27 protein-coding genes and 2 pseudogenes are annotated in these 25,570 nt (G+C 69.8%); 13 read left to right on the top strand and 16 right to left on the bottom strand.

All coding sequences use genetic code 11. The features are described 5' to 3' along the window. Positions 1-39 precede the first annotated feature (39 nt). Complete coding sequence (locus FR742_RS41565) at positions 40-1,269, top strand: MurT ligase domain-containing protein (RefSeq protein ID WP_148036666.1); 1,230 nt, start codon at positions 40-42, stop codon at positions 1,267-1,269. Next, a complete protein-coding gene (locus FR742_RS41570; protein ID WP_148036667.1) occupies positions 1,259-1,972 on the top strand; it encodes a type 1 glutamine amidotransferase in 714 nt (237 codons plus the stop codon). The genes FR742_RS41565 and FR742_RS41570 overlap by 11 nt, the downstream gene beginning before the upstream one ends. Before the next feature lies 1 nt (position 1,973). On the opposite strand, the gene FR742_RS41575 is transcribed toward FR742_RS41570, so the two are convergent. Next, positions 1,974-2,336, bottom strand: coding sequence for a DsrE family protein (locus FR742_RS41575; protein WP_148036668.1), 363 nt, complete (start codon positions 2,334-2,336; stop codon positions 1,974-1,976). A 53-nt stretch (positions 2,337-2,389) separates the two neighbouring features. Here FR742_RS41575 and FR742_RS41580 point away from each other — a divergent pair, with 53 nt between their 5' ends. From FR742_RS41580 to FR742_RS41590, 3 genes are all read left to right on the top strand, one after another. Continuing rightward, positions 2,390-2,878: an FABP family protein gene (locus tag FR742_RS41580; RefSeq protein ID WP_148036669.1), complete on the top strand. Its 489-nt coding sequence runs from the start codon at positions 2,390-2,392 to the stop codon at positions 2,876-2,878. A gap of 286 nt (positions 2,879-3,164) precedes the next feature. Then, positions 3,165-3,578, top strand: coding sequence for a Fur family transcriptional regulator (locus FR742_RS41585; protein ID WP_148036670.1), 414 nt, complete (start codon positions 3,165-3,167; stop codon positions 3,576-3,578). 10 nt (positions 3,579-3,588) lie between these two features. Then, positions 3,589-4,527, top strand: coding sequence for a folate-binding protein YgfZ (locus tag FR742_RS41590; RefSeq protein WP_148036671.1), 939 nt, complete (start codon positions 3,589-3,591; stop codon positions 4,525-4,527). A gap of 9 nt (positions 4,528-4,536) precedes the next feature. On the opposite strand, the gene dtd is transcribed toward FR742_RS41590, so the two are convergent. Further along, on the bottom strand, positions 4,537-4,962 hold the full coding sequence (dtd, locus tag FR742_RS41595) for a D-aminoacyl-tRNA deacylase (protein ID WP_148036672.1): 426 nt from the start codon (positions 4,960-4,962) through the stop codon (positions 4,537-4,539). Positions 4,963-5,022: 60 nt separating this feature from the next. Between dtd and FR742_RS41600 the strand changes: the two genes are divergently transcribed. Further along, the gene (locus tag FR742_RS41600; RefSeq protein WP_148036673.1) at positions 5,023-5,943 is read left to right on the top strand and encodes an asparaginase; all 921 of its coding nucleotides are present in this window, start codon (positions 5,023-5,025) and stop codon (positions 5,941-5,943) included. 2 nt (positions 5,944-5,945) lie between these two features. On the opposite strand, the gene FR742_RS41605 is transcribed toward FR742_RS41600, so the two are convergent. The 7 genes from FR742_RS41605 to FR742_RS41635 all read right to left on the bottom strand — a co-directional run bounded on the left by FR742_RS41605 (position 5,946) and on the right by FR742_RS41635 (position 11,131). Continuing rightward, entirely contained in the window at positions 5,946-7,556 is a 1,611-nt protein-coding gene (locus FR742_RS41605) for a DUF2207 domain-containing protein (protein WP_148036674.1), read from the bottom strand. A 48-nt stretch (positions 7,557-7,604) separates the two neighbouring features. Continuing rightward, positions 7,605-8,339 (bottom strand): alanyl-tRNA editing protein, encoded by a 735-nt coding sequence (locus FR742_RS41610; RefSeq protein ID WP_148036675.1) that lies wholly within the window; start codon positions 8,337-8,339, stop codon positions 7,605-7,607. Between the two features lie 8 nt (positions 8,340-8,347). Next, on the bottom strand, positions 8,348-8,716 hold the full coding sequence (locus tag FR742_RS41615; RefSeq protein WP_148036676.1) for a DUF2516 family protein: 369 nt from the start codon (positions 8,714-8,716) through the stop codon (positions 8,348-8,350). 133 nt (positions 8,717-8,849) lie between these two features. Continuing rightward, a complete protein-coding gene (locus FR742_RS41620) occupies positions 8,850-9,311 on the bottom strand; it encodes a hypothetical protein (RefSeq protein WP_148036677.1) in 462 nt (153 codons plus the stop codon). A 6-nt stretch (positions 9,312-9,317) separates the two neighbouring features. Next, a complete protein-coding gene (locus FR742_RS41625) occupies positions 9,318-9,812 on the bottom strand; it encodes a helix-turn-helix domain-containing protein (protein WP_148036678.1) in 495 nt (164 codons plus the stop codon). Positions 9,813-9,872: 60 nt separating this feature from the next. Continuing rightward, positions 9,873-10,778 (bottom strand): M56 family metallopeptidase, encoded by a 906-nt coding sequence (locus FR742_RS41630; RefSeq protein WP_148036679.1) that lies wholly within the window; start codon positions 10,776-10,778, stop codon positions 9,873-9,875. Next, entirely contained in the window at positions 10,775-11,131 is a 357-nt protein-coding gene (locus tag FR742_RS41635; RefSeq protein WP_148036680.1) for a BlaI/MecI/CopY family transcriptional regulator, read from the bottom strand. The genes FR742_RS41630 and FR742_RS41635 overlap by 4 nt, the downstream gene beginning before the upstream one ends. Before the next feature lie 54 nt (positions 11,132-11,185). Here FR742_RS41635 and FR742_RS41640 point away from each other — a divergent pair, with 54 nt between their 5' ends. Continuing rightward, positions 11,186-11,698, top strand: coding sequence for an O-acetyl-ADP-ribose deacetylase (locus tag FR742_RS41640; protein ID WP_148036681.1), 513 nt, complete (start codon positions 11,186-11,188; stop codon positions 11,696-11,698). A 3-nt stretch (positions 11,699-11,701) separates the two neighbouring features. On the opposite strand, the gene FR742_RS41645 is transcribed toward FR742_RS41640, so the two are convergent. Both FR742_RS41645 and FR742_RS41650 read right to left on the bottom strand, forming a co-directional pair. Beyond that, a complete protein-coding gene (locus FR742_RS41645) occupies positions 11,702-12,505 on the bottom strand; it encodes a class I SAM-dependent methyltransferase (RefSeq protein WP_148036682.1) in 804 nt (267 codons plus the stop codon). Next, positions 12,498-13,241 (bottom strand): SDR family NAD(P)-dependent oxidoreductase, encoded by a 744-nt coding sequence (locus tag FR742_RS41650; protein WP_148036683.1) that lies wholly within the window; start codon positions 13,239-13,241, stop codon positions 12,498-12,500. Before FR742_RS41650 ends, FR742_RS41645 begins: the two co-directional genes overlap by 8 nt. 144 nt (positions 13,242-13,385) lie before the next feature. Between FR742_RS41650 and mshA the strand changes: the two genes are divergently transcribed. The 4 genes from mshA to FR742_RS41670 all read left to right on the top strand — a co-directional run bounded on the left by mshA (position 13,386) and on the right by FR742_RS41670 (position 17,397). Then, a complete protein-coding gene (gene mshA, locus FR742_RS41655; RefSeq protein WP_148037275.1) occupies positions 13,386-14,624 on the top strand; it encodes a D-inositol-3-phosphate glycosyltransferase in 1,239 nt (412 codons plus the stop codon). 10 nt (positions 14,625-14,634) lie between these two features. Continuing rightward, positions 14,635-15,117 (top strand): YbjN domain-containing protein, encoded by a 483-nt coding sequence (locus FR742_RS41660; RefSeq protein ID WP_148036684.1) that lies wholly within the window; start codon positions 14,635-14,637, stop codon positions 15,115-15,117. 25 nt (positions 15,118-15,142) lie between these two features. Further along, positions 15,143-15,886: a phosphoglyceromutase gene (locus FR742_RS41665; protein WP_148036685.1), complete on the top strand. Its 744-nt coding sequence runs from the start codon at positions 15,143-15,145 to the stop codon at positions 15,884-15,886. Positions 15,887-16,854: 968 nt separating this feature from the next. Next, positions 16,855-17,397, top strand: a complete 543-nt coding sequence (locus FR742_RS41670; protein WP_222709287.1) for a GNAT family N-acetyltransferase — start codon at positions 16,855-16,857, stop codon at positions 17,395-17,397. 226 nt (positions 17,398-17,623) lie between these two features. On the opposite strand, the pseudogene FR742_RS41675 reads toward FR742_RS41670, so the two are convergent. From FR742_RS41675 to phoU, 4 genes and pseudogenes are all read right to left on the bottom strand, one after another. Beyond that, positions 17,624-18,103 (bottom strand): annotated as a pseudogene (locus tag FR742_RS41675) (transposase); the annotation flags it as partial. Positions 18,104-18,110: 7 nt separating this feature from the next. Beyond that, complete coding sequence (locus tag FR742_RS41680; RefSeq protein WP_148036400.1) at positions 18,111-20,213, bottom strand: ISAzo13 family transposase; 2,103 nt, start codon at positions 20,211-20,213, stop codon at positions 18,111-18,113. A 55-nt stretch (positions 20,214-20,268) separates the two neighbouring features. Beyond that, positions 20,269-21,039, bottom strand: a pseudogene (locus FR742_RS41685) (IS256 family transposase); the annotation flags it as partial. Between the two features lie 1,058 nt (positions 21,040-22,097). Further along, complete coding sequence (gene phoU / locus FR742_RS41690; RefSeq protein ID WP_148036686.1) at positions 22,098-22,742, bottom strand: phosphate signaling complex protein PhoU; 645 nt, start codon at positions 22,740-22,742, stop codon at positions 22,098-22,100. 124 nt (positions 22,743-22,866) lie between these two features. On the opposite strand from phoU, the gene FR742_RS41695 reads away from it, so the two are divergent. Then, complete coding sequence (locus FR742_RS41695) at positions 22,867-24,045, top strand: cell wall metabolism sensor histidine kinase WalK (RefSeq protein ID WP_246640229.1); 1,179 nt, start codon at positions 22,867-22,869, stop codon at positions 24,043-24,045. After that, positions 24,042-24,734, top strand: coding sequence for a response regulator transcription factor (locus tag FR742_RS41700; RefSeq protein ID WP_148036687.1), 693 nt, complete (start codon positions 24,042-24,044; stop codon positions 24,732-24,734). The genes FR742_RS41695 and FR742_RS41700 overlap by 4 nt, the downstream gene beginning before the upstream one ends. Positions 24,735-24,797: 63 nt before the next feature. Here the strand turns inward: FR742_RS41700 and FR742_RS41705 are convergent, their stop codons facing one another. Next, positions 24,798-25,379 (bottom strand): copper chaperone PCu(A)C, encoded by a 582-nt coding sequence (locus FR742_RS41705; protein WP_261809065.1) that lies wholly within the window; start codon positions 25,377-25,379, stop codon positions 24,798-24,800. Positions 25,380-25,570 lie beyond the last annotated feature (191 nt).

Raw genomic sequence — 25,570 nt, forward strand, 5'->3', positions numbered from 1 at the left:
GCGGTTGGGCATGTCCGATCCGGACTAGGATTTGTCAGCATGACCCAGCTTTCACTGCGGGCTCAGCTCGCGAGCGCCCTGGGCCGCAGTGCCGCCACGCTGTCCAGGATGACCGGGCGCGGCGACGGCTCGGTGATCGGCGGGCGGGTCGGCCTGATGCTCGAGCCCGACCTGCTCCGCAAGCTTGCCCGCGACCGCAAGCTGGCCCTGGTCAGCGCGACCAACGGCAAGACGACCACGACGCGGCTGATCACGTCCGCACTGCTGGAGCTGGGGGAGGTGGCCACCAACGCGTTCGGCGCCAACATGCCCGCGGGCCACGTCTCCGCCCTCTCCACGCACAAGAACGCGCCCTACGGCGTGCTGGAGGTCGACGAGAAATACCTGCCCGAGGTGCTCGACACCACCGGCGCGGGCGTCGTCTGCCTGATGAACCTCAGCCGCGACCAGATGGACCGCGCCGCCGAGATCTGGCTGCTGGCGCAGAAGTGGCGCAACGCCCTGTCGGGCAAGCCCACCCACGTCATCGCCAACTGCGACGACCCGCTGGTCACCTGGGGCGCCTCCACGGCCGCCAAGGTCACCTGGGTGGCCGGCGGGCAGCGCTGGAAGGAAGACTCCTGGAGTTGCCCCGAGTGCGGCGGCCCGCTGGAGCGCAAGGACGCCGACTGGGCCTGCCGCGAGTGCACCTTCCACCGGCCCGAGCCGCAGTGGGTGCTCGACGACGATGCGGTGATCGACCCGCGCGGCCAGCGCTGGCTGATCGACATCCAGCTCCCCGGCCTGGCCAACCGGTCCAACGCGGCGATGGCGCTGGCCGTCGCCGACGCGTTCGGGCTGTCGGTGGAGCGGGCGATGCCCCGGCTGCGCGAGGTGACCTCGGTCGCCGGCCGCTACACGACGGTCGAGCGCGACGGCCGCCAGGCGCGGCTGCTGCTGTCCAAGAACCCCGCGGGCTGGCTGGAGGCGTTCGACGTCTCCGACCCCAACCTGCCGATCATCCTGTCGGTCAACGCGCAGGGCCCCGACGGCCGCGACACCTCCTGGCTGTGGGACGTCGACTATCGCATCCTGCGCGGGCGGCCCGTGTTCGTGACCGGTGAGCGCCGCCTCGACCTGGCGCTCCGGCTCGAAGTGGCCGACGTGCCGTTCGCGCTCTGCGCGTCGTTCTCGGAGGCGCTGGCCATGCAGCCGCCCGGCCGGGTCGACGTGATCGCCAACTACACCGCCTTCCAGCAGATCCGATCGGAGTTCGGCCGTGCCGTCTGACAGCGCCCTGCGCATCGTCTGGATCTACCCCGACCTGCTGAGCACCTACGGCGACCAGGGCAACGTGCTCGTCCTGGAGCATCGCGCCCAGCGTCGCGGGATCGAGACGGAGACGGTCCACGTCCGCTCCTCCGACCCGGTGCCGGAGACCGGCGACGTCTACCTCATCGGCGGCGGCGAGGACCGGCCGCAGATCCTCGCGGCCGAGCGGCTGCGCCGCGACGGCGGCCTGCAGCGCGCGGTCACCCGCGGCGCCTCCCTGCTCGCCGTCTGCGCCGGCTACCAGATCATGGGCAGCACGTTCGGCGGCGAGGAGGGTCAGCCGGTCGACGGCATCGGCCTGCTCGACCTCGCCAGCGCCCGGGGTCCCGCGAGGGCCGTGGGCGAGCTGGTGGCCGAGGTCGACGCCGCGCTCGGGCTGCCGACGCTGACCGGGTTCGAGAACCACATGGGCGTGACCCGTCTCGGCCCCGGCGTAAAGCCGCTGTCTAGGACCGTGAAGGGCGTCGGCAACGGCGACGGCTTCGAGGGCTGCTACGCCGGCCACGTGGTCGGCACCTACCTGCACGGCCCCGCCCTGGCCCGCAACCCGGCGCTGGCCGACCTGCTGCTGTCGTGGCGGGTGGGCGAGCTGGCCCCGCTCGACGACACCCGCTACGAGCAGCTCCGCCAGGAACGGCTCAGCGCCGTGCTGGCCCAGTAGGTCAGTAGACGAGCGCCTGGACGCCCTCGTCCGTCACCTCCTCGACGAACGTGGGCGCTCCGGCGATGCGCACGCCCTCGATCACGTCCTCGACCGTGATCTCGCGCCGCGCCGCACACTGCGTGCAGAGCGTCACCCGCCCGCCGGCCAGCACCGCGCCGAACAACTCGGCGAGCGGGACCGCGTGGGGCAGCTCGAACTTCTCGGCCCGGCCGGGGAGCGCGAACCACGCGGACTCGCCGGTCAGCCAGACGGAGACGGGAACCCCGCTCGCGAGCGCCGCGGCCGCGACCGTGAACGCCTGGTTGCAGCGCTCGGGGTCGTCGGCGCCCGCCGTCACCTTGATCACCAGTGATCGTGCCATGCCCGCCACCCTAGAACGTCACCCGCCCGCCCCGCGCCACTAGGGTTCTGCATATGGAGGAACCACAGGTGCATCCTGACCTGGAACCGATCGCTTTCCTGCTCGGACGGTGGGAAGGCGCCGGCGTCGGGGGCTACCCGACGATCGAGAGCTTCAACTTCGGTCAGGAGATCGAGTTCGGCCACAACGGCAAGCCCTTCCTGACGTACGTGAGCCGCACCTGGCTGCTCGACCAGGACGGCAACCGGGTCAGGCCGCTGGCCACGGAGTCGGGCTACTGGCGGGCGCTGCCGGAACGGCAGCTGGAGGTGGTGCTGTCACACCCGACCGGCATCGTGGAGATCTACGTCGGCGAGGTCGTCTTCCACAAGATCGACCTGCGGACGGATGTGGTGGCGCGCACGGTCACGGCCAAGGAATACACCGCGGGCCGCCGCCTCTACGGGCTGGTCAACGGCAACCTGATGTGGGCCTACGACATGGCCGCGGTGGGGCATCCGCTCACGTCGCACATGTCGGCGGAGCTGAAGAAGGTCGGCTGAGAAACGAAGAAGGGCCCCGGGCGACGTTCCGCTCTCGGGGAGAGCGGGCCGGATGGACCAAAGGCGGTGACTGGTGTCACGCCCTCCGGCTGCCAGGGGCCCCGGTGGTTGTCTCGTACTCGCGAACGACTGCGAGACAACAGCCCGCGTCGTCAGCGGACAACCACCTCGCTGGTCCTCTTATGGCTAACCATTATGTGGACCACCTCCTTTCCGCGTATTCACGAAGCTATGCGGTCCCCGGCTGACAGGGCAAGCGATTAACGTCCGGCCGTAGACTCGGGGCATGACGGAGACGCAGTGGCATGAGGAGCTTCGCGCCAAGGGTTACCGGGTCACTCCGCAGCGCCAGCTCGTCCTGGAGGCGGTCAAGGAGCTGGAGCACGCCACGCCCGAGGAGATCTGCGGCAAGGTCCGCGAGACCGCCCGCGGGGTCAACATCTCCACCGTCTACCGCACCCTGGAGCTGCTCGAAGAGCTCGGCATGGTGACCCACACCCACCTGGGTCACGGCGCCCCGACCTACCACCTGGCGGCCGAGGCCGACCACGTCCACCTGGTGTGCCGGGGCTGCGGCCAGGTCATCGAGGTCCGGCCCGAGCTGGCCGAAGGGCTGGTGCGCGGGCTCGACGACGAGCTGGGGTTCGCGGCCGACGTCCACCACCTGACCGTCTTCGGGCGCTGCCGCGAGTGCCGATAGCCTGGGAGGTATGCGTAGCCCACTGCTGGATCTGCCGGGAGCCGTCGCAGCCGACGCCCCCGACGCCGACGTCGCGGCACACTACGGCGACCTGTTCGCCGAGCAGCGCGCGCTGGTCAAAGGCGAGGCGGTCGTCGACCGGAGCAACCGCGAGGTGGTGCGCGTCTCCGGGGCCGACCGGCTGACCTGGCTCAACGATCTCACCTCGCAGAAACTCGACACCCTCCAGCCGGGCGAGTGGACGCAGACGCTCGTGCTCGACCCCCAGGGCCGCGTCGAACACCACCTGACCCTGGTCGACGACGGTGAGTCCGTGCTGGCCCACGTCGAGCCCGGCACCGCCGACGCCCTGATCGGCTACCTCGACCGGATGCGGTTCATGCTCAGGGTCGAGGTGACGCGGGCCGACGACCTCGCGGTGCTGTCCACCGCCGCCGGCGACTCCTACGTGCCGCGCGCCGAGCTGGGCGACCACCTGGGCAAGCCGCTCGCGGGCCTGTGGGCGTACGAGGCGCTGCGGATCGAGGCGCACCGGCCGCGGCTGGGGTTCGACACCGACCACAAGACGATCCCCCACGAAGTGGGCTGGATCGGCCCGGCGGTCCACCTCACCAAGGGCTGCTACCGCGGCCAGGAGACGGTCGCCCGCGTCCACAACCTGGGCCACCCGCCGCGCCGGCTGGTCTTCCTGCACCTCGACGGCAGCGTCGACACGCTGCCCGCGCACGGCGCGCCGGTGATCTTCGAGAGCCAGGAGGTCGGCACCGTCGGCTCGGCGGCCCGCCACCACGAGCTCGGGCCCATCGCGCTGGCGGTGATCAAGCGGACGGTCCCGGTCGACGCCCAGCTCCTGGCCGGCGGCGTGGCGGCCGCCCAGGAGGTCGTGGTGCCGCCCGACGCGGGCCGCAACGTGAGCATCGACCCGGGGCTGCGCCGGCGCATCAGATAGCGGGGCCCGCTAGACGTCCACGATCAGCGTGATCGGGCCGTCGTTGACGAGCGACACCTTCATGTCGGCGCCGAAGCTGCCCGTCTCCACGTGCGCGCCCAGCCCGCGCAGCTCCTCGACCACCGCGTCGACCAGCGGCTCGGCGACGGGCCCCGGCGCGGCGGCCTGCCAGGTGGGGCGCCTGCCCTTGCGGGCGTCGCCGTACAGGGTGAACTGGCTGATCACCAGGAGCGGCGCGGCCACGTCGGAGCACGACTTCTCGCCGTGCAGGACGCGCAGGCACCACAGCTTGGCGGCCAGCTTGGCCGCCTGGGCCCGCGTGTCGGTGTGGGTCACGCCCACCAGGACGAGGAGGCCGGGCTCGTCGATCGCGCCGACCGTCTGCCCGTCGACGACCACCGAGGCGGAGCTCACCCGCTGAACGACTGCTCGCATGGGATCCCATTCTGGCCCAGCGGCGAGACCTCCGTAGACTCGTGACGAAAGGGGTGCGTGATGTCGCTGGTCGTGGAGGTCGTCCGGTCCGGGTTCGTGGAGTCCAGGCACGAGGTGCGCATGCTGGCCCTCGACACCGTGGGCAGCCCCGCCGAGGCGCACGGGGCGGTGCACGTGCCGGCCTCGCCCCGCTCGACCATGAAGCCGCTGCAGGCGCTGGCCATGCTCCACAACGGCCTCAACCTGAGCGGCGAGCTGCTGGCGCTGGCCTGCGCCTCCCACGCGGGCGAGCCCTTCCACGTCGAAGGCGTCACGAAGATCCTTGCCGGGGCGGGGCTCGACGAGTCGGCGCTGCTCTGTCCCGAGGACTACCCGGAGGACCGGGCGGTGACCGAGCGCGGCCGCCTCTACATGAACTGCTCGGGCAAGCACGCCGCCATGCTCGCCGCGTGCGTCGCCAACGGCTGGCCCATCGCCTCCTACCTGGCGGTCACCCACCCGCTGCAGCGGGCGATCCGGACCACCGTGGAGGAGCTGACCGGCGAGCGGATCACCGCCTCGGGCGTCGACGGGTGCGGGGCTCCGCTGTTCTTCGTCTCGATGCTGGGCGTGGCCAAGGCGTTCCGGTCGCTCGCGCTGGCCGCCGACGACAGCAGGGAGCGGGCCGTGTTCGACGCGATGCGCGCCCATCCCGAGTGGACGTCAGGCACCCACCGGCCGGAGGCCGCGCTCATGCGGGCGCTGCCCGGCCTGCTGGTGAAGGCGGGCGCGGAGGGCTTCCAGGCGTTCGTGTTCGAGGACGGCAGGACCGGCGTCATCAAGATCGAGGACGGCTCCGGCCGGGCCCGCACCCCGCTCACCGTGGCGGCGCTGCGCTCGCTCGGCCTGACCTCGCCGGCGCTCGACGGGCTCGCCGTCCACCACGTGATGGGCGGCGGCGAGCCGGTGGGCGAGCTGCGCGTGCGCACCACCCACCGCTGACCTCAGAGCGTGCGGAACTGACGGCTCGCCGAGATCGCGCCCGAGGTGGTCGTGGTGAACGTGCGCATCGAGCCGGCGAACTTCGACAGGTCCCACTCCGCCGGGCCGTGGTACCAGTAGAGGTTGTCGGCCTGGTGTCCGTTGCCGGTCACCGACGCCACCAGCCGCGACCAGTGCTCCACCCCGTCGAAGATCACGGCGTACGGGAGATAGCGGGAGAACAGCTCGACCCGATCCTTCTCCGCGACGTTGCCCACGTCGCCGGAGAAGAGGAAGTCGCGGAAGCCGAGCGTGTGCGCGAGCGCCGCCGCCCCCTTGGCGGTCTTGGCCGGCATGTACTGGCCGCCGACGGCCAGCGCGCCGCCCGCGATGATGACGGCCAGCCCGAGCAGGCCGTAGGAGGTGAACCAGGCGAGCAGGGCCGTGGACAGCACGCCGGCGACCAGGAGCACGACGCCGACCGTGGTCCAGAGGGTGCGCTCGGCGTCGGGGCGGCGGGCGAACCAGCCCTGCCGCACCACGTCGGCGTAGAGGGCGTCGCGGACCTTGCCCAGGTGGGCCGCGAACGAACCGGACAGCTGCGACAGCAGCACCGCCTCGCGCCCCTCGAAGATGGCGTCGTAGAGCGCCTGCTCGTAGGGCAGCAGCGTGTGGGACGGCGCGTGCGGCAGCCGCACCAGCAGCCAGTCGGGGGCGTCGTAGGCCTGCCGGGGCTGCTCGTCGATCCGCAGATAGCCGCGTACGGCGAGGTCCACGATGGTCGCGGTCACGTCGACCACGTCGGCCTGCTCGTCCACCAGCGTGCCGATCTGGCCCGGACGGACGCCGTCGGGAGGGGAGAAGTGGCCGTTCTGCACGGGGTTGACCGCGCCCGTCTCGTGGCTGACGACGCGGGCGTCACGGCCCCGTGTCCAGTAGAGCAGCGCCACGCCGCCGAGCAGCAGCACCAGCAGGGCCGCCAGCGCGCCGCCGGTCACCGGGTTGAGCGCGAACGCGCCGGCCAGGGAGAAGCGCTTGTCGAGGATCGGCTGCCCGCCGCTCGCGCCCTCGGGGAAGCCCACCACGACGGTGAGGGCCTGGCCGGGCGCGAGGCCCTCCTGCTCGAAGTCGGCCTGGGTGCCGGTGTGGTCCATCGCCGCGGAGGTGCAGCCGATGGCGGAGGTGAGCTCGCCGGCGAAGCACGTGAGGTTCTGCACCAGGCCGGGGCCGGTGACCTTGACCGTGGCCTTGTCGACGGCGGTGTCCCAGCCGCTCACCGCGAACCAGCGCAGCTCCTCGGCGTCACCGGCGGGGGCGACCGCGCCCTTCACGTCGTACTCGACGGTCGCGGGCGAGGTGACCGTCAGCACGCCGTCGGCGTAGGTGCCGCCTTTGACGTTGGAGATCTCGTAGAGGCGGTCGTTGGCGTCGTCGTGGCGCGTGCGGGTGAGGAACGTCCGCTTCAGCTCGCCAGAGCCGCCCTCGAGCTTCTCGACGACGTGGACGGTGCCGCCTTTGCCCAGGGTCATGGTGACGTCGGCGGTGATGCCGGCGTTCGCCGCCATGGCGGGAGCGGCGATCAGCGCGAGAGCGGTCGTCACCAGTGCGGCCAGCGTCAGCCTGAAACCCGTCATGGCCGGTCATCGTATCGGGTCCGCCTGACACATCCGTAGGTGTCTGGATCAGTCGGAGATCGCGATGCGCAGCCGGCGGAAGCCGCGGCCCTTGCTCTCGACCTTGGTCACCTTGATACGGCCGATCTGCTTGGTGGAGGCCACGTGGGTGCCGCCGTCGGCCTGGGTGTCGAGGCCGACGATGTCGACGATCCGCACGTCGCGCACCTCCGGCGGCACCAGGTTGGTGGCGGTGCGGATGATGTCGGGGATCGCGAACGCCTCGTCACGCGGCAGCACCCGCACGTCGATGCGGCGGTCGGCGAGGATCTCGGCGTTGCAGGCGTCCTCGACGGCTTCCTTGAAGCCGGGCGGCACCTCGGGCAGGTTGAAGTCCATCCGGGCGGTCAGCGGCTCCATGTTGCCGCCGGTGACCGGGCAGTGGAAGTCGCGGAAGACCACCCCGCACAGCACGTGGAGGCCGGAGTGGGTGCGCATCAGGGCGGAGCGCCGCTCGTCCGCCACGGCGGCGCGCACGACCGTGCCCACCGGCGGGATCGGGTCGCCCTCGGCGGGGATCAGCTGGAGGTCGTCGCCCTTGCGCACGCCGACGACGCGGGTCTCGACGCCCTGCCAGATGAGCACCCCGTGGTCGGCGGGCTGGCCGCCTCCGCCGGGGTAGAAGGCCGACCTGTTGACCACGATGCCCTCGGGGGTCGCGTCGAGGACCACGGCCTCGAAGTCGCGCAGGCTCTGGTCGGAGAGTTCGAGGCGCTCGGTGCGCCCGTGCAGCTCGGTGGTCATGCCGCGCGTCACCAGGGGCCGTAGGGGCCGCTGTTGCCGCCGCGCCCGCCCATGCCCTTCACCGCGGGCTTGACGTCCACGATGTAGATGGCGGCGGCGATCACCGCGGCGATGGAGAACAGCCCCAGCCCGATGCCCAGGAAGGCACGGCCTCCGATGACCAGGAAGTTGATCACGTACGAGTAGGCGCCGGCGGCCGAGAACAGCGTGGCCAGAATCAGGATGATCAGCCAGATGTTCTTCTGCAGCTTGCCCGCCGAGACGAACGCGTCGGCCGGCACCCGGAGCGCGTGCACCAGCGCGTATCCCGACATGCCCAGAACGATCAGGGACAGCACCGAGAAGAGGAGGTTGAAGACCAGGTTGATGAATTGCATGTGTTGGCTCCCGCCCAATGCCGCGATGAGTCGGGCTTCAGCCTAATGGCCGCCCGCGTTCCACGGGCACCGCTCAAGCGCCGGAAACGCGCGAAAGCCCGCCTCCGCGAGGAGACGGGCTTCGCCGGGTGGGTCAGGCCTTGGCCTTGGTGGTGCGGGTCTTCTTGACCGGCTGGGCGACCGGCGGCTCGGCGGCCTCCGACATCTCCTCCAGCTCAAGGGCGGCCTCGCCGCTGGTCTTGCTGACGACCTTGCGGCCGCGGACCGCGAACTCCTCGTAGACCTTGACGGCGCGGTTGGTGAACTCGTCGGCGTACTCGCGGGCCTTCTCCGGGAGCTCCTTGGCGATGTCCTCGGCCTTGCCGGCGTACTCGCGGGCCCTCTCCGGGAGATCCTTCGCGATGTCCTCGGCCTTGCCGGCGTAGGCGCGCGCCCTCTCGGGTAGCTCCCTGGTCAGCTCGGCGCGGCGCGACTGCAGCTTCTGCAGCCGCTCGGGCAGCTCGCGCAGCTTCTCCACGGCGTAGTCGCCGGCCCCGGCGACCGCGTAGAACGGCTTGGTGTCGGCGAGTTTCTTCACTTCGGTGGCGAGCGTCATGATGGGTTAACCTTCCTTCGTTTCCTGGTTGACGGGGCCGTTGCCGTTGCCCGCCGCGTAGGGCTCAAGTGCGGCGAGGAGTTCGGGCGGCAGCGGCTGTTCGTCGTCCGGTGCGGAGGCGGGCCGGGGGTGGGCGTTCTGGGAGGTCTGCTCGTCCCCGGCCGGTCCTTCCTTCCGGAACGACTCGTAGATGTCGATCAGCACCTGGCGCTGCCGCTCGGTGATGTGCGGGTCTTCGCGGATCGCCGTGATGACGTCGCTGGGAGGTTCGTGATCCTCGATGAGACCGGCCTGCACATAGAGCACCTGCGACGAGATGCGCAGGCCCTTGGCGATCTGGTTGAGGATCTCCGCACTCGGCTTGCGGAGGCCGCGCTCGATCTGGCTCAGGTAGGGATTGGACACCCCCGCCGCGGCAGCCAGCTGGCGCAGCGAGATCTTCGCCTGCTGCCGCTGCTCGCGGATGTATTCGCCGATCGAGCCGACTTTGGGAAGTGCCATGCCTCGATTATGCCGCCCGTTGCTTGCAGTTGCAAACGAACTAGTTAACACCTGCAAGCGCTAGAGCTGGATAATCCACAGGAACGGGGTCGATGTGACCAACGTCACGGACAGCGCGACGATGCCCGCCCGGGCCCTGCGCGGCAGCTCGGGAGCGGGCTTGATCAGGCGGTCGACCCTGGCCATGACGTTGCTGGCGTGCAGGCCGAGCATCCCGCTGGGAGCCGGCATGGCGCCCGCGGTGCCGAACCGCAGCAGGGCCGTGGCCAGCCGGCGCGGCGAGCAGTAACGGCGGGCCCGGTCGTCGGCCGCCATCTCGATGAGCAGCTCCACCTGCTCCTGCGCCTCGCACACCACCTTCGACCAGGGCAACGCCCTGCGCAGCGCGGCGAACGGCAACAGCACCAGATCGTGACGCTCGCGTACGTGGGCCGCCTCGTGCGCGAGCACGGCGGCGAGCTCGTCGCGCGACCACAGCCGCAGCGCGCCCTCGCTCACCACCACCTGGGAGCGCAGCCCCGGCACGCAGTAGGCCGCCGCGCCGGGGTGGTCGAGCACCCGCACGCCCGGCACGCCGGGGTCGTCGCGGGAGATCAGCGCGAGCAGCGTGCGGTGGCGCCTGCGGGCGCGCAGCGCGTGCACCCCCGCCGAGATCAGCACCACGACCAGCACGGTCAGCGAGGTGAGGCCGGCGATCATGGCGAGCACGTGCAGCGGGTCCCACGCCGTGCCGGGCGCCTCGCCCTGGACGAACGCGACCAGGCCGGGTAGCACGCCTATGCCGTAGGGCTGCACCCCGAAGGCGAGCATGGCCCCGGTGGTGGCCAGCCCCCACGCCACGCCCAGCGACTGCCACAGGATGATGGCCAGCCGGGGCGCGCGGTAGGTCCAGCGAGCGGTGGTGAGACGCCAGGAGCCGATCGCGCACGCCGTGGCGAGCGCGGCCAGCGCCGCTGCCGTGATCACTCTTCCTCCAGCTCCGTAAGGGCTCTGCGCAGGATCTCCGCCTCGTCTCCGGAGACGGCCTGGGCGAAACGGGTCAGGGCGGCGGAACGGTCGCCCGTCATGTCGAGAGCTCCAAGCATAAGCTCGGCGATGTAGCTGTCGCGGCTTTCCGCGGGTTCGTAGCGCCAGGCACGCCCGTCACGGGTGCGCCTGAGGAAGCCTTTGCGGGTGAGGCGGTCGAGAACGGTCATGACCGTGGTCGGCGCCAGGTCACGGTCGGCGATGAGACGGCCGACCTCGCGGGCGGTCAGCGGGATGCTCTCCACCCACAAGATATCCATGATGCTGCGTTCAAGCTCGCCAAGACCCTTCACACGCTCCAGCGTAGTACTACACGGCGTCGAGCAGCCATCCGGGATCCTGGTGAGATGGATATCACGCTGGTGCAGGGAGATATCACCAAACAGGAAGTGGACGCGATCGTGAACGCGGCCAACTCCTCTCTCATGGGCGGCGGCGGGGTGGACGGGGCGATCCACCGGAACGGCGGGCCCGAGATCATCGAGGAGTGCCGGAGGCTGCGCGCCTCCCAGTACGGGCACGGCCTGCCGACCGGCGAAGCGGTCGCCACCACCGCCGGGCGGCTGCCCGCGCGCTGGGTGATCCACACGGTCGGGCCCGTGCACTCGCCGTTCGAGGACCGCTCCGAGCTGCTGGCCTCGTGCTACCGGGAGTCGCTGCGGGTGGCCGGGTCGCTGGGCGCCGAGTCGGTGGCGTTCCCGGCGATCGGCACCGGCATCTTCGGCTGGCCGCTCGCCGACGGCGCCCGCGTGGCAATCGACGCCGTGCGCGCCTCGGTGGCGTCGGTGGCGTCGGTGGCGGAGGTGCGGTTCGTGCTGTACGAGGCGACCGCGTACGCCACCTTCGAAGCGGCGCTGTGACCGTCACGCGTCCCGGACGTCCGGCGCCACCGCCGGCCAGGGCACGGTGAGCTCGCCGAGACGCCAGCGGGCGCGGCCGCCGAGCGGCGGGTGACAGGGGATCGGCCAGGTGGCCGCGAGGGTCCGCGCCGCGGCGATCCAGCGCTGGCGCGCGCCATGCGAGCTGTACGGGGCGCTGACCGCCCACGCGTGGTCCCAGTCGCGCAGGAACGCGTGGATCCGCTCCCCGGGCACGTTGCGGTGGATGAGCGTCTTCGGCAGCCGGTCGGCCAGGTCCGACGGCCGCTCGAACGCGTCGAACCGGGCCGAGAACGTCAGCGTCCGCGGGCCCGACGCGTCCAGCCCCACCCACACCGCCCGGTGCCCCACCTCCGAGCAGGTGCCCTCGACCAGCACGCCGCCGGGGGCCAGCCTCTCCAGCAGCGCCCGCCAGTAGCGCCAGGCCTCCGCCTCCCCGTACTGGCGCAGCACGTTGAAGGCCCGCACCAGCACCGGCGGCCGGGCGACGGGCAGCTCGAAGCCGCCGAGCGCGAAGCTCAGCCCTTCCCGCTCGTACGGCTTGGCCGCCGCCACCCGGGCCGGGTCGATCTCGATCCCCACCACCTCGACGTCCGGCGCCACCCGCCGCAGCCGGGTGAACAGCTCCAGCGTCGTCACGTGCGAGGCCCCGTACCCCAGGTCCACCACGAGCGGCCTGGCGGTGGCGCGCAGCAGCCGGCCGTGGACGGCGGCGATCCACCGGTCGGCGCGCCGCAGCCGGTTGTGGCCGGTCGTGCCCCGGGTGATCGAGCCGACCGGTCTAGCCACTGACGCGGTGCACCTTGTGCTGGGCGGCCTGGGCGCGGGGGCGGATGACCAGGCGGTCGACGTTGACGTGCGCGGGCCGCGTCACGCACCAGGCGATCGCGTCGGCGACGTCGTCGGAGCTGAGCGGGTCGGGCACGCCCTCGTACACCTTGTCCGCCCGCTCGGCGTCGCCGCGGAACCGGGTCAGCGCGAACCCCTCAGAGCGCACCATGCCGGGCGCGATCTCCACGATCCGCACCGGCTGCCCGACCAGCTCCAGCCTGAGCGTCTCGGTCATGGACGTCTGCGCGTGCTTGGCCGCGCAGTAACCGCCGCCTCCCTCGTACGAGACCAGCCCGGCCGTCGAGGTCAGCATCACCAGCACGCCGTCGCCCGAGCCGATCAGCTTCGGCAGCAGCGCCTGGGTGACGCGCAGCGAGCCGAGCACGTTGGTGTCGTACATCCGCTGCCAGTCGTCCACCCGGCCTCCGGACACCGGCTCCAGCCCGAGCGCGCCGCCGGCGTTGTTGACCAGCACGTCGCAGCGATCCAGCGAGGCCGCCAGCTCGTCCACCGACTCCTGGGAGGTAACGTCGAGCGTCACCGGAGTGACGCCGGGCACCTCGGCCGCCAGCTTCTCCAGCCGGTCGCGCCGCCTGGCTCCGGCCACCACGTGGTAGTCCTCGGCGGCCAGCCGCCGCGCTGTCGCCTCGCCGATGCCACTGCTCGCGCCGGTCACCACAGCCGTTCTCTTCATGCGCCACATCCTGCCAGGCCGCCCTTCGGGGACCCCCACTGTGATGCCTTGTCGGGAATGTCGAAAAAATCTGGACAGTTGTAAGTCACTTGGAGGTGATGTCGGGTGAGGCGACGACGGGTCAACCGGGTCGCGACGATCAGCATGCACACGTCACCGCTCGACCAGCCCGGTACGGGCGACGCCGGCGGCATGAACGTGTACATCGTCGAATCCGCCAAACGGCTGGCTCAATCGGGCGTGGAGGTGGACATCTTCACCCGCGCCACGGCCCGCGACCTGCCACCGGTCGCCGAACTGGCGCCCGGCGTCCTGGTCCGTCACCTGACCGCCGGACCGTACGAGGAGATGGACCGGGCCGACCTGCCCGGCCAGATGTGCGCGTTCCTGTCCGAGGTGCTGCGCATCGAGGCCATGTACGAGCCCGGCCACTACGACGTGATCCACTCCCACTACTGGCTGTCCGGCCAGGTCGGCTGGCTCGCCAAGGAACGCTGGGGCGTCCCGCTCGTGCACACCATGCACACCATGGCCAAGGTCAAGAACCGGCTCCTCGCCGAGGGCGACCGGCCCGAGCCGCAGGCCCGCGTCGTCGGCGAGGAACAGGTCGTGCAGATCGCCGACCGCCTCGTGGCCAACACCGCCGACGAGGCGCACGAGCTCATCGACCTGTACGGGGCCGCCGAACAGCGCGTCGCCGTCGTCAACCCCGGCGTCAACCTGACCGTCTTCCAGCCCGCCTCACAGGGCGCCGCCCGGCAGCGGCTCGGCCTGCCGCAGGGCGCGCGCGTCCTGCTGTTCGTCGGCCGCATCCAGCCGCTCAAGGCCCCCGACGTGCTGCTGCGCGCCGCCTCCCGCATGCTCATCGACGACCCGTCACTGCGCGGCCGCCTCGTCGTCGCCTGCGTCGGCGGACCCTCCGGCAACGGCCTGGCCAGGCCGTCCATCCTCACCGAACTCGCCACCGAACTCGGCATCGCCGACACCGTCCGGCTCGTGCCGCCGGCGCCGCAGCACGAGCTCGCCGACTGGTACCGCGCCTCCGACCTCACCGTAGTCCCCTCCCACAGCGAGTCCTTCGGCCTCGTCGCCCTGGAGTCCCAGGCCTGCGGCACCCCCGTGGTCGCCGCCGCCGTCGGCGGGCTGCGCACCGCCGTCCGCGACGGCGTGTCCGGGCTCCTCGTAGACGGGCACGACCCGCACGACTGGGCGCAGGCCATCGGCGGCCTCCTCACCGACCCGGCCCGCCTCGCCGCCCTCTCCGCGGGGGCGCGCGAGCACGCCGCCGCCTTCGGCTGGCAGGCCACCTCCGCACGCCTCATGGACGTGTACGCGCAAGCCGTCGCCCACCTGCACCGGCAGCCGGTGGCGGTGAACTCGTAGGCTGTAGCGCATGCGCGACCTCATCGAAGCCGCGCTCAAGGCCGCGGACGTCGAACACGACGAGCCGCGGCCGGGAGCGTTCCTCGCCAAGCTGCCCGGCCGGCACAAACTCGCCACCATGACCTGGCTGATCGTCGGCGAGCGGGTCCTGCACATCGAGGCGTTCTTCTGCCGCCAGCCCGACGAGAACCACGCCGAGTTCTACAAATGGCTGCTCGCCAGGAACGGCTCCATGTACGGCGTCCACTTCTCCGTCGACCCCGTCGGCGACGTCTACCTGGTCGGCCGCATGCCCCTCACCGCCGTCACCGAGGAGGAGATCGACCGCATCCTCGGCTGCGTGCTCACCTACTCCGACGAGTCGTTCGACCGCGCCCTGGAGATCGGCTTCGCCTCCTCCATCAGGCGCGAGTGGGAATGGCGCAAGAAACGCGGCGAATCGCTCGCCAACCTGCAGGCTTTCGCCCGCTTCGCGGACCCGGAGCGCTCCTGAACCAGGCCGCCCTAGGATGGGGCGCATGGCGACTTTGGTGCTGCTACGGCATGGCGAGAGCGACTGGAACGCGAAGGGCCTGTTCACCGGCTGGGTGGACGTGAGCCTGTCGGCGAAGGGCGAGGACGAGGCCCGCCGGGGCGGCAAGCTCCTCACCGACGCCGGCCTCTACCCCGACGTCGTCCACACGAGCCTGCTCAACCGGGCCATCCAGACGGCCCAGTTCGCCCTCGGCGAGGCCGACCTCCTCTGGCTCCCGGTCAAGCGCTCCTGGCGGCTCAACGAGCGCCACTACGGCGCCCTCCAGGGCAAGAACAAGGCCCAGACCCGCGAGGAGTTCGGCGAGGAGCAGTTCATGCTCTGGCGGCGCTCCTACGACACGCCCCCGCCGCCCATCGCCGACGACGACGAGTTCTCCCAGGTGGGCGACCGCCGCTACGCCCTCCTCCCGCCCGAGCTGATGCCGCGTACCGAATGCCTCAAGGACGTGGTGGACCGGATGCTGCCGTACTGGTACGACGACATCGTCCCCGACCTGTCCGCGGGCCGCACCGTGCTCGTGGCCGCCCACGGCAACTCCCTGCGCGCCCTGGTCAAGCACCTGGACGGGATCAGCGACGAGGACATCGCCGGGCTCAACATTCCCACGGGGATCCCGCTGCGGTACGACCTGGACGAGCACTTCCGGCCGCTGAAGCGCGGCGGCGAGTACCTGGACCCGGAGGCCGCCAAGGCCGCCATCCAGGCGGTGGCCAACCAGGGCCGCTGAGGGGGTCTCCGTTCACGGCTGTGAGGTTTTGTTCGGCGTGAGCCGTCTGGTTCGGTGTGAGCCGTCCAGTCCTTGGTGAAAACCTTCAAACCATTTTGGGAAACCCCTCGGGCTGGGCGCCGTTACGCGTGCCTGACGGCCCGCTCAGCCCGCCGTAGGCGTGAAGGCGTGGCCTTGCGCGGTGCCAGGCGCTTCGCGCCTTTCGGCTCAGACGTGTTGTACGGGGGGCTTCGCCCCCGCCCCTGAGGACGGGCGTGGCCCTGCGCGGGGAGGGCGCTTCGCGCCATTCGGCTCAGACGTGTTGTGCGGGGGCTTCGCCCCCGCGCCCCCTGAGGACAGGCGCGGCCCTGCGCGGTACCGGGCGCTGCGCGCCATTCGGCTCAGACGTGTTGTGCGGGGGCTTCGCCCCCGCGCCCCCTGAGGACAGGCGCGGCCCTGCGCGGTACCGGGCGCTGCGCGCCTTCGGGCTCAGGCTGTGTTGTGTGGGGCGCGCCCCACACCCCGGGGGACAAGCGCGGCCTTGCGCGGTGCCAGGCGCTTCGCGCCTCGACAGCTCAGACGTGTTGTGCGGGGGCTCCGCCCCCACACCCCCGGGGACAGGCGCGGCCCTGCGCGGTACCAGGCGCTACGCGTCTTCCGGCTCAGGCTGTGTCGTGCGGGGGCAAGCCCCCACACCCCCGGTGAGAGGGCTACCGCCCTCTCACGCTCCCCGGGTCTCGGCCGGATTTCGGCGTTGGCCGAAGGCGTTCACCTGCTCTCCTCCTCCACTGCCGGAACAAACTGTCATGGCCGACGAGACAGTCGCCGAGTTCGGTGACCAGATATTCAAAAGAGCCTGCGACAACGAAAGTTCACCACCCTGGCCGAGATCTGCATCGTCACCGTCGACCGTCTCATCAACGCCAATTCGCAGAATGGCCGCTATCCCCACCTGGCATGATCAGATTGTGGTTCGACACTCAGTAACTTTGCGCAAGATCGAACTGCAAGACTGGCGAGCCGTTCACTCCTGGGCTTCTCTCGACCAGGTTTGCCGCTTCCAAGCCTGGGGGCCGAACACGGAAGAGCAAACCCGAGCGTTCGTGGCAGAGGCTGCTGAGGCGTGGTCGCACACACCCCAGCAGCGGTTCGCCTATGCCGCTCGCGTCGAAGGCGACATCGTCGGAATGGGCGAACTGCACCTCCGGAGCCGAGAGCACCGCCAAGGCGAGATCACGTATATCGTGCACCCGCGGCTCTGGGGCCATGGAGTCGGAACGGCGATCGGGCGAGAACTCCTCACACGCGGCTTCGAGAAGTTCGACCTCCATCGGATCTTCGCTACATGCGACCCGCGCAATCTCGGCTCGGGGCGGGTGCTCACCAAGCTCGGCATGACCTGGGAAGGACGTCATCGTCATACCGCACTCATCCGGGACGGTTGGCGAGATTCCGAGCTGTTCAGCATTCTGGAAACCGAATGGCGTAGTGATCACGCTCAGGGCGGGTTCGCAGACGGGGCGAACCACTAGGGCTGTTCTGGCTCCGGGTAGAGCCAGAAACCCATGCATGATCAGGGTGTTCAAAAGCGATGGGTGGGGCCGACTCTCATTCGAACCGGCGCCTTCGAAGTTCAACGAGTGGAGCCACGGCTCGTCCGAAGGCGGGTCTGTCTTTCACGAGAGAAATCAACCGGCTGGGGTCACGTCCACGGACGTGGTGTATGAATCGATCTTCGAGTGATCCTGTTTTTGCAGGTTAAGCGGTAAGTGTCTGCGGGAGCAGATTTTGGGCCGGTGTGTCGCTGGTTATCAGCCGGACGCGGGCTTTGGCGAGGATGTCCAGGCCCATGTAGCGGCGGGCTTCAGTCCATTCGTCGGTCTGCTCGGCCAGCACCGCGCCGACCAGCCGGATGATGGAGGCCCGGTCGGGGAAGATGCCGACCACGTCGGTGCGGCGGCGGATCTCCTTGTTCAGCCGCTCCTGCGGATTGTTGGACCAGATTTGCCGCCAGGTCTCGCGCGGGAAGGCGGCGAAGGCCAGCAGGTCCTCGCGGGCGGCGTCCAGATGCTCACACGCGGCCGGGTACTTGGCCTCCAGGGCGTCGATGACCCAGGCATGCTGGCCGCGCACCTGTTCGGCGGTGGGCTGGTCGAAGATGGTGCGCACCAGCGTGGCCACCCACGGCTGCGCCGACTTGGGCACGCAGGTCAGCAGATTGCGCAGGTAGTGAAGCCGTAAAGGATCAACTTGTCGGCGTGTCGCGGTCGTCTGGCGCTGCGGCAAGCAGATCTGCCGCCGTGCGATATCGCACTGGCGCAGCAGTGGGAACGTGACCAACCTGTTGGAGCAGAGGGCGAGTTTCGCGGATGACATTGCCGACGGAGGATCTGCAGACATCGCCCAGAGCATCCGTCAGGACCTCCATGGTGCAGAGTTTCCGCTGGTAGAGGATCGTCAGCAAGACCCGTTCGCTATTGCTGATCTTCTGAGGGAAGACGCCGGATCGAGTTCCCGGCTGGCGAGGCCCGCCCCGCCGCTGGTAGCCAAGGCGCTCGCCCTGAGCAACTTGCGATACGGCGAGGCGTTGGATGAGGGAGTGGAGTTCGTCGCGGGTCATCCCGGTCAGAGCCGGGTGGGACAACCGGTCGATGATCGCGGCCCGTGCGGGACGCTGATCGGTGGTCAAGAAGTCGAGGAGAGCGGCTGCTTTGGCGAAGCGGACCTGGGCGGTTCCGGCGTGGTGGCTCTGGTCTTCCAACACTCTGCGGGTCTCCTTCACCAGATCGGCGATGCAGACATCGGTCACTTCCAGCAGGTCGGCCAGAACTTTCATAGAGCAGACCTGCCGCTGGTAGAGCAGGGTGAGCAGCAGACGGGCGGAGTCGTTGAACAGGGGCTTGGCGCGGAGGTTGCCGGTGGCTCGCCGAGCCCGGCCACCGCGTTGCTGGCTGTGGCGTTCCTGGGCGCGGGCGGCTTGGGCCGGAGCGAGTGCGGCGGCCAACTGTTCCATCTGAGCCGGGCTCATGCCGGTCAGCCGCGGATCGGCGAGCCGGGCCAGCATGGCTTGACGCCGTTGTGCGGGTCCGTTGGCCTCGCCGACAGGAGGGACGGGGCTGGATGCGTCGGCGGGAGCGGGGTGCAGCGTGTAGTTCCAGCTGCCGTGGGTGGCGTGCCGTTCCAGCGGCAGGGCGGCGAAGCGGTCTTTGCTGATTGCGACGCCGGTGGGGTACTCGCCTGTGTCGAGGGTGGCCTCCACTCGGAGCCCGCCGCTGGTGCGGGTGGCCGCGATGGTGTTGACCACCACCTCGTGACTGGTCAACGGCCTGCCTCGCCAGTTGAGGGTGATGTGGGAGAACAGCCGGTGCTCGATCTTGTTCCACTTCGAGGTGCCGGGAGGGAAATGGCAGACCGTGATGGCCAGGCCGGTCTCGGCGGCCAGTGCGGCCAGTTCGCTCTTCCAGACGCGATAGCGGTAGCTGTTGGAGCCGCCCGCGTCCGCGGTGATGAGCAGGCGGCCGGCGTGCGGGTAGTCGTGTCTGCCGCGTGCTTTCCACCAGCGGCGGATGGACTCCACAGCGAACACGGAGGTGTCGTGGTCGACGCCGACGTTCACCCAGCCGGTGTTACGGGTGATGTCGTAGATCCCGTACGGGATGGCCTGCTCGACCTGCGGCCCAGTGAAGAAGCTGTGGTCGACGACTTGGACCGGGTCGCTCTTCGGCCGCCACTCACGGCCGGCGTTGGGCAGCAGACCGAGCTGTTCCCGTTTCTTGGTATCGACGCTGATGACCGGCTCTGCAGTCGCCTGATGGTCTTTGACCTGCTCATTGATGTAGTGGAACTGGGCGTCTCGATCCGGATGCTGCGTACCCTCCAAGGTCTTACGCGTGCCTTGCAGGCTGAAACCGTTGCGGCGCAGCAGCGCGCCGACCGTCGGCGCCGAGACCGTGTGGCCCTGTCGGGTGAGCTCGTCGGCCAGATGCCGTAGCGACTTGGTCGTCCACCTCAGCGGCGACTCCGGATCACCCCGCTCATCCGGCTCCACCAGGGCTAACAGGGCAGACATCAGCTTCGGATCGTGCGCGGTCACGCGCTTGCGCCCACCTCCGGATCGTCGCACGCGACCATCCGGCAAAGGACTCAATCCCCGTTCGAGCTCGAAGACGCCTCTGCGCACGGTGGTCTCGCTGACTCTGGCCGCCCGAGCGACAGCTCGCACTCCGCCGTGCCCTAGCAGTCGCGCCTCGGACGCGAGCATCAGGCGCTGCTGACGTTCGTTCAGATGCGGGAGCAACGCCTCGAACTTCCGCGTGAGCTGGTCGCGGACTTCGGTGGAGATCGCCATACCACCTCAACGATCTCAAGATCAGAAAGCAACGCCTTATTTCCTCACAGCTTCAGTGGGTGCGGCAGCGCTGCCAGCACGCGCCCGGCAGGGCGGCGCCGATGGCCTCGACCAGGCCGCGGTGGGCGTCGGAGATGACCAGCTGGACGCCGGACAGGCCGCGCGCGACCAGGCCGCGCAGGAACGCCAGCCAGCCGGCACCGTCTTCGGCCGAGGTGACGTCCAGGCCGAGGACCTCGCGCTGGCCGTTGGCGTTGACGCCGGTGGCGACCAGCGCGTGCACGTTGATCGTGCGGCCGCCCTCGCGCACCTTCTGGGTCAGCGCGTCCAGCCAGACGAAGGTGTACGGGCCGGCGTCCAGCGCCCGCGTCCGGAACGCCTCGACCTGCTCATCCAGCACCTTGGCCATCTGCGAGACCTGGCTCTTGGAGATGTGCTTGATGCCCAGCTGCTCGACCAGCTTGTCCACCCGCCGGGTGGAGACGCCGAGCAGATAGGACGTGGCGACCACGCTGATCAGCGCCTGTTCGGCCCGCCGGCGCCGCTCCAGCAGCCAGTCCGGGTAGTAGGAGCCGGAACGCAGCTTCGGGATCGCCAGCTCGATCGTTCCTGCGCGGGTGTCCCACTCACGCGCCCGGTAGCCGTTGCGGGAGTTGGTCCGCTCCTCGCTGCGCTGGCCGTAGGCGGCCCCGCACAGGCTGTCGGCCTCGGCCGACATCAACGCTTCGGCCATGGTCTTCACCATGGATCGCAACATGTCAGGGTCGTCGGTCTCGATCTGCCTCGCGAGCCACTGAGCAGGCGTCACACTGTTGTCTGCGGCCATCGACTGGTTCTCCTTCGATCTTGATCTAGCTACTCGAAGGATCACTCGATGGCCGTCTTCATTTCACGACGCCACGCCTGTGACCAGGCCAAACTCGTACACCACTCCCGTGGACGCAACCCCGGCTGGGGTCCGGGGAGCGGGAGGGGCGGTAGCTCCCCGGCTGGGGTGTGAGAGCTCGCTGCCCTTGATCTCGCCCAAGATGTGATCAAGCGTCAGTCCCGCTTGCGAACCTTCTGGGGAGATGGGCGCGCTTCAGTGCGAGAAGTCCCTGGTAAGCGCGGGGATGGAAGCACTACTGACGATGAACCCCGGAAGCACCATGGCGGGCGTGGCCGTCAGACTCATGTGGGGTTCGCAGCCACCGGACTTCATCTGAGGTTCGCAGCCACCGGACTCATCCAGGTAGCAGAGTTGCACCAGGTCGAGATAGCACTAAGGTCGCCCGTAGGCGGCCTTAGGACGTGGTGTTCGGGTTTCCCCTAGGCACCGGTAACGAATTTCTCCCCAAATGTAAGCACGATCGTGCGTGTGCGAGCAGACGCATCAGGAGACGCCACCGGTGTCGGTCCCCAAGCATGTGGGCTTGGTGTTCATCTGCGGGTGGGATGCCCTGGTCAAACGACATGTGCTGGCTGGTCAGGACCGGGGAGCGCGAGGGGGCGGTAGCTCCCTCGCCGGGGGTGTGGGGGCTTGCCCCCACACGACACAGCCTGAGCCGGAAGGCGCGTAGCGCCCGGTACCGTGCAGGGCCGCGCCTGTCTCCGGGGGCGCGGGGGCGAAGCCCCCGCACAACACGTCTGAGCCGAAAGGCGCGAAGCGCCTGGCGCCGCGCAGGGCCACGCCTTCACGGCCTACGGCGGGCTGAGCGGGCCGTCAGGCACGCGTAACGGCGCCCAGCCCGAGGGGTTTCCCAAAAAGATTTCCTGGTTTTTGACCCTAATGACCGGCTTTGCACCTAATAAAACGGCACACCGAACCAGACAGCACACCGAACAAGAACCGGGCACACCGAATCACATCGGGTGCGCCGAACCAGGCGGCGCACCCCAAGAGCATCACTCCGGCCGCGTACCCGTCACCAGATAAACGACATCCCTCGCCACACTCACCGCGTGGTCCGCGTACCGCTCGTAGTACCGCCCGATCAGCGTGATGTCGATCGCCGGCTCCACCCCGTGGCTCCAGTCCTTGCTGAGGATGGTGCGGAACAGCCGCCGGTGCAGCCGGTCCATCGCGTCGTCGTCCTGTTCCAGTTCCAGGGCGACCTCGACGTCGCGGGAGGCGATGCAGCCGCCGGCCTTGGTGACCAGGTTCTCGGCGATCTGTCCCATCTCGATGATGGTGGAGCGGATCTCGGCGGGGATGGCGGAGTCGGGGTGGCGCAGGCGGGCCACCTTGGCGACGTGGACGGCGAGGTCGCCCATGCGTTCCAGGTCGGCGCCCATGCGCAGCGCGGTGATGACCAGGCGCAGGTCGACGGCCACCGGCTGCTGCCTGGCCATGAGGTCGAAGATGGACCCCTCGATGCCCGAGTAGAGCGCGTTCACCTCCTCGTCGCGGGAGATGACCTGCTCGGCGAGCTGGAGGTCCGCGTCGAGCAGCGCGGTGGTGGCGCGCGAGATGGCGGAGCGGACAAGCCTGGTCATCTCGACCAGCCTGTCAGTGAGGGCGTCTAGTTCTTCGTGGTACGCGTCACGCATGACGTCACCGTACGGCGACGTCTGTGAACGAACTCCGACTCGGAGGTGAACTTTCCGGGAAAGGGCGGTTCATCTCCCTGGTGAGGGGTCTGTGCGCGCGAGGGCGCCGCCTACCATCGGGAACATGAGTGAGATGGCCTTGAGCTTCGCGGCCCTGGCCGGCTTCGTCGTGGGGGCTCTGGCTGTGTTGTTCTACCGTAACCAGATCGAGGCGCCCAGCAGGAAGAGCGAGGTCTCCGATCCGGGGGTGACGGCGCTGCCGCAGGGCGTGGCGTCGGTGCTCGCGGTGCTGCCCTCGTCGGCGGTGGTGCTCGACGCGCACGACCGCGTGCTGAGGGCCAGTTCGGCCGCTCGCGCGTTCGGGCTCGTCAAGGGTGACCGGCTGATGGTCGCCGAGCTGCTCGCGCTGGCGCGGCAGGTACGGCGCGACGGCGAGATCCGTGAGACGGAGATCGACGTGGCGGGCAACAAGTTCGGCCAGGAGACCACGAGCTTCGCGGTCCGCGTGGCGCCTCTCGGCTCGTTCGGCCAGGTGCTGGTGCTGGCGGAGGACCAGACCGAGCGCCGCAGGGTCGAGGCGGTGCGCCGCGACTTCGTGGCGAACGTCAGCCACGAGCTCAAGACCCCGGTCGGCGCGCTGAGCCTGCTGGCGGAGACGATCCAGGACGCCGCCGACGACCCCGAGGCCGTCACCCGGTTCGCGGCCCGCATGCAGCACGAGGCGGCCCGGCTCACCTACCTGGTGCAGGACATCATCACGCTGAGCCGCATACAGGGCGCCGAGCCCATCCCGGCGCCCGCCCAGGTCTCCATCGACGAGGCCATCGGCGTCGCCATCGACCACTGCAACACCCGCGCCGGCGCCAAGGACATCACGCTCGTCACCGGCGGCACCGACGGGCTGCGCATCTGGGGCGACGAGGAGCTGCTGGTGACCGCGCTGCGCAACCTCATCGACAACGCGATCGCCTACAGCCCGGAGCACACCCGCGTGGTGGTCAGCACCCGCCCCGCCGGGGAGAGCGTCGAGATCAGCATCAGCGACCAGGGCATCGGCATCCCGGAGGAGGCGCAGGAGCGCATCTTCGAGCGCTTCTTCCGCGTCGACACCGCCCGCTCGCGCGCGACCGGCGGCACCGGTCTCGGCCTGGCCATCGTCAAGCACGTGGCCGCTTCGCACGCGGGCGAGGTCTCCGTCTGGAGCAAGGAAGGCTCCGGTTCGACCTTCACTTTGCGCCTGCCCGCCTTCGGCGGGACGGCCATTCCGGCACAACCTGCAATCCCTCTGGAGGCCGCCCCGTGACCCGTGTACTCGTCGTGGAAGACGAGGAGTCCTTCTCCGACGCCCTTTCCTACATGCTGCGCAAGGAGGGTTTCGAGGTCTCGGTCGCGGCGACCGGGCCCGAGGCCCTCGACACCTTCGACCGCAACGGCGCCGACCTGGTGCTGCTCGACCTGATGCTGCCGGGCCTGCCGGGCACCGAGGTCTGCCGCTCGCTGCGGCAGCGCTCCAAGGTCCCGGTGATCATGCTGACCGCTAAGGACAGCGAGGTCGACAAGGTCGTGGGCCTGGAGCTGGGCGCCGACGACTACGTGACCAAGCCGTTCTCCTCGCGCGAGCTGGTGGCGCGCATCCGCGCGGTGCTGCGCCGGCAGGGCGACGCCCCTGAGGAGCTGGAGACCGCGGTGCTCGCCGTCGGCCCGGTGCGCATGGACGTCGACCGGCACGTGGTGGCGGTGCGCGGCGAGCCGGTGCAGCTCCCGCTGAAGGAGTTCGAGCTGCTGGAGGTGCTGCTGCGCAACGCCGGCCGGGTGCTCACCCGCGGCCAGCTCATCGACCGCGTGTGGGGCGCCGACTACGTCGGTGACACCAAGACCCTGGACGTGCACGTCAAGCGGCTGCGCGCGAAGATCGAGGCCGACCCGTCGAGCCCGCGCTGCATCCTGACCGTGCGCGGCCTCGGCTACAAGTTCGACACCGCCGAAGACTGACAGAACCCCTTCGTCCCGTACGAGTGCGCGTACGGGACGAAGGGGTTCTGGCGTGTCCTGGGGTCAGTGGGCCTCTTCCTCGGCCGCCTCGGTCGGCGTGGGCGAGGGGGTCGGCGCGGGGACGGCGCCCTCGACCGCCGGGTAGGACGCGTACTCGCGGCTGTGCGGCATCACGGGGACGTCCAGGGTGATCGTGCCGGCGTTGGCGAACTGGAGGTCCAGCCGGAGCGCCTCACCGCCTCTGAGGGCCTTGCTGAGGCCTTCCAGGGTGATCTGCGGCGTGGCGGCCTCCGCCTTGACGAGCTGGCCCACCGGGAGCTGCACGGGCGCGGCCAGCTTGGCGCTCGCGGCGTCACCGGCGCTGACGGACTGCAGCGTGTCGGGGGAGTCGCCGTTGTTGAGCATCGTCAGGTAGACGGGGACGGAGCCGCGCCACGGGATGCTGCCGCCGGGCTCGGGGCCGAGGATGAACGCCTGGGGCACGTGGATGCTCTGCTTGCCGTAGGCGCCCTGGTCGATCAGGGCCGCCGCCTCCACCGGAGCGTACGGCTTGGTGGTGTTGGCGTCGAAACCAACAGAACAGCCGGCGAGTACGGGGGCTGCCAGGAACGCGGCGGCGGCGACAATCCAGCGACGGCTGGTCACGAGCGGGTTCTCCTTGGTTCGCACATGGGGATGGGCAGCGCCTACCATATCCACCTGTTTCCAAGGTCATTTCCACACCCCCGCAGGTCATTCGGTATGTCCGGATATGCGATTCACAGAGTTGACCTCTTGTCAATCCCCAATATGCGGCTTTGACCTGCAGTTATGATGATTTCACTGTTCCGGGACCC

Origin of the sequence: Nonomuraea sp. C10 (assembly GCF_008017515.1) — a bacterium.
GTDB classification, from domain to species: domain Bacteria; phylum Actinomycetota; class Actinomycetes; order Streptosporangiales; family Streptosporangiaceae; genus Nonomuraea; species Nonomuraea ferruginea.